The organism is Thermosulfurimonas sp. (assembly GCF_015491435.1).
GTDB lineage: Bacteria > Desulfobacterota > Thermodesulfobacteria > Thermodesulfobacteriales > Thermodesulfobacteriaceae > Thermosulfurimonas_A.
This window is the reverse complement of sequence record NZ_WFVX01000136.1, coordinates 1-3,282: the sequence shown is the minus strand read 5'-3', so window position 1 is coordinate 3,282 and position 3,282 is coordinate 1. Positions and strand designations below refer to the sequence as shown.

Below are 3,282 nucleotides of genomic sequence, written 5' to 3'. Positions count from 1 at the left end.
GCCCTGGGGATTGGCCACCAGCCTCCGATAGTTCAGCCCCTGCAGGAAACCTCCGTGCGGAGGGACCTCGTCCAGCACCGGAGCCAGATGCAAAATTTCTATCTCCGACGGCAGATCCGGAACCGCCCGGGGATCTATCCTCCCGGCCCGGGACCAGACCCTTTGTATGCGTCCGGAAGGCCCCTCTCGATTCTCGAAAACCGTGGTCTGCCGGGCCGGACAGAGATGCCAGAAGAGTTCCGGAAAGAGACGCTCCAGCTCCTCCCGGGACTCGGCCGCGGAGGTAAGGACATGGGTGGTAAAACCCAGCCGACGCACGGTGAGCCCCGCATAAAGCACCGCTCCGCCGAAACGAAAACCTCCTTCGGGGATCAGATCCCGGGTAAGATACCCCACCAGGAGGTATCGGTTCATTCCTCGAGCACAGCCCCCTTGGCCCCGGAGGAAACCAGTCGGGCGTAACGGGCCAGTACTCCGCTTACCTTTCGGCGTTTGGGGCGAAAGGCCTTCCTCCGGGCCTCAAGCTCCTCTTCCGGAACCAGAAGATCCAGGCGCCGGGCCGGGATATCTATGAGGATCCGATCGCCCTCCCGGACCAGGGCGATGGGCCCACCCTCGGCGGCTTCCGGAGAAACATGCCCGATACAGGCCCCCTGGGTCCCTCCGCTGAACCGGCCGTCGGTTATGAGAGCCACCGAGGAACCGAGTCCCATCCCGATAATGGCCGAGGTGGGGGAAAGCATCTCCCGCATCCCCGGACCTCCCCGGGGACCTTCGTAGCGAATCACCACCACGTCCCCGGGACGAATCTTTCCGGAAAGTATGGCCTTATAAGCCTCCTCCTCGGAATCAAAGACCCGGGCCGGCCCCTCGTGGCGCATCATCTCCGGAATCACCGCACTGGTCTTGACCACCGCTCCCTCCGGAGCCAGAGTCCCCCAGAGGATGGCGATGCCCCCCTCCTCCCGGTAGGCCTTCTCCAGAGGACGGATGACCTCGGGATTGCGGATACGGGCCTCCTTCAGGACCTTGGAGAGCGGCACCCCCAGGCCGGTGAGCACCCCGGTCTCGATGAGATCGGCCCGGGAAAGTTCGGCCATCACCGCGGGGATACCGCCGGCCTCGTCCAGCTCGGGAACACTGTGCGGACCGGCCGGAATCAAACTGGCCAGCACCGGAGTCTTTCGCGAAATCTCGTCAAACACCTGCAGGGGTAAATCCACCCCGGCCTCCCGGGCTATGGCCGGCACATGAAGTACGGTATTGGTGGAACAACCCAGGGCCATATCCACGGCGATGGCATTGCGAAAGGCGGCCTCAGTAGCGATCTTACGGGGAGTAATCCTCTTGCGCAGGAGTTCCATAACCTTGATTCCGGTAAGTTTGGCCAGGCGCAGTCTTTCGGCGCTCACCGCCGGGACGGTGCCGTTTCCCGGCAGAGCCAGCCCCAGGGCCTCGGAGAGACAGTTCATGGAGTTGGCGGTGAACATACCGGCACAGGAGCCGCAGGTGGGGCAGGCGCATCTTTCCAGTTCGGCCAGTTCTTCCTCGTCCATCTCCCCGGCTCGAACCTTCCCTATACCCTCGAATACCGAGATCAGATTCACCTTCTGTCCCCGGAAGGAGCCGGTGAGCATGGGCCCTCCGGAGATAAGAAGGGCCGGGATGTTGAGCCGCAGGGCCGCCATAAGCATCCCGGGGGTGATCTTGTCGCAGCTTGAAACCAGCACCAGGGCATCAAAGGCATGGGCCTGGGCCATGATCTCGATGGAATCGGCAATGATCTCCCGGGAAACCAGGGAATACTTCATTCCCTCGTGGTTCATGGCGATCCCGTCGCAGACCCCGATAACGCCGAACTCCAGAGGCACTCCCCCGGCCATCCGAACCCCGGCTTTCACCGCCTCGGTGATCTGCCGGAGGTGCATGTGTCCGGGGACGACCTCGTTATAGGCGTTGGCTATACCCACCAGGGGCTTTTTGAGTTCTTCGTCCGTAAGCCCCAGGGCCCGAAAGAGCGAACGATGCGGGGCCCGCTCCAGCCCCTTCTTGACCCGATCGCTGCGCATGATAAGACCTCCCTTACCCCAAATTCTTTAACCTTTTATAGCACCCTTGCTTTTTTACAGGAAGCGATTAACTTAAGCAAGCGAATTCGGAAAGGGGGTTTATTATGCGCGAAGCGGTAGAAGCAGCCCTGGCCAAGGTAAGGCCCATGCTCCAGGCCGACGGCGGAGACGTGGAGTTGGTGGAGATCACCGAGGAGGGGGTGGTCAAGGTCCGGCTGCGCGGAGCCTGCGGAACCTGTCCCATGAGCCAGATGACCCTGAAGATGGGCATTGAACGCTATCTCAAAAAGGAGGTTCCGGAAGTCAAGGCCGTGGAAGCGGTAATGTAAGCAAGGAGGGGGTTATGGCCCGCGTAACCATAGAAGACTGCCTGGAGAAGGTTCCCAATCGTTTCAAGCTCATTCATCTTACCGTGGAACGGGTGCGCCAGCTTCGAAAGGGGGCCAAGCCCCTGGTGGAATGCGACAACAAAGAAATCGTCACCGCTCTGCGGGAGATCGCCGCAGGCAAGGTAACCTTTGAAAACATCAAGGAACTGGCCAAGGAGGCCGAGGAGTTTTCCATCTCCGATCTTCTTGAGGGCAAGGCCCCCGGTGAGGAGTCGTGAGATCCAAGGATTATTATGCCATTCTGGGGGTTCCCCGCAACGCTACCCAGGAGGAGATCAAGAGGGCCTACCGCCGGCTGGCCCTGAAGTATCATCCTGATCGCAATCCCGGCGATCGGGAAGCCGAGGAGAAGTTCAAGGAGATCTCCGAGGCCTACGAGGTCCTTTCGGATCCGGAAAAAAGGGCCATCTACGACGCCCAGGGACACGCCGGTCTGCACCAGACCGGTTTCCGGGGTTTCGAGGATGTAGAAGACATCTTCTCCGCCTTTTCCAATCTCTTTGAGGAGTTTTTCGGTTTCGGTTTTCGAGAAAGAACCGGGCGCAAACCCCGCCCCGGAGCCGATCTTTCCTATGAGCTCTCTCTCACTCTGGAAGAGGTCTATCACGGAAAGGAAGCCGAAATCACCCTGGAGAAATACGAACGGTGCGAGGAATGCGGGGGCTCGGGACTGGCCCGGGGGGCCCAAACCCGTTATTGCCCGGTCTGTAAAGGCCGGGGGCATATCGTCCATTCCGAAGGGTTCTTTCGCATAAGCACCACCTGCCCCCACTGTCAGGGCATGGGCACCTATATCTCGGATCCCTGTCCGCGCTGTCGGGGGG

Annotated in this window: 4 protein-coding genes and 1 pseudogene; 3 read left to right on the top strand and 2 right to left on the bottom strand. The window is 60.7% G+C overall.

The features are described from left to right. Together F8J34_RS06225 and ilvD are read right to left on the bottom strand one after the other, a co-directional pair. Nucleotides 1-414, bottom strand: a pseudogene (locus F8J34_RS06225) (hypothetical protein); the annotation flags it as partial. Further along, a complete protein-coding gene (ilvD, locus tag F8J34_RS06220; RefSeq protein WP_297057241.1) occupies nucleotides 411-2,069 on the bottom strand; it encodes a dihydroxy-acid dehydratase in 1,659 nt (552 codons plus the stop codon). The pseudogene F8J34_RS06225 and the gene ilvD, both read right to left, overlap by 4 nt. A 104-nt stretch (nucleotides 2,070-2,173) precedes the next feature. On the opposite strand from ilvD, the gene F8J34_RS06215 reads away from it, so the two are divergent. The 3 genes from F8J34_RS06215 to F8J34_RS06205 form a co-directional block, all read left to right on the top strand. After that, nucleotides 2,174-2,398 carry a NifU family protein gene (locus F8J34_RS06215; protein WP_297057239.1) on the top strand — a complete coding sequence of 75 codons (225 nt, stop codon included), beginning with the start codon at nucleotides 2,174-2,176 and terminating at the stop codon, nucleotides 2,396-2,398. A gap of 14 nt (nucleotides 2,399-2,412) precedes the next feature. Next, entirely contained in the window at nucleotides 2,413-2,676 is a 264-nt protein-coding gene (gene rpoZ, locus F8J34_RS06210; RefSeq protein WP_297057237.1) for a DNA-directed RNA polymerase subunit omega, read from the top strand. Beyond that, nucleotides 2,673-3,282: DnaJ domain-containing protein (locus F8J34_RS06205; RefSeq protein ID WP_297057234.1), on the top strand; the 610-nt coding region annotated here is incomplete at its 3' end. The genes rpoZ and F8J34_RS06205, both read left to right, overlap by 4 nt.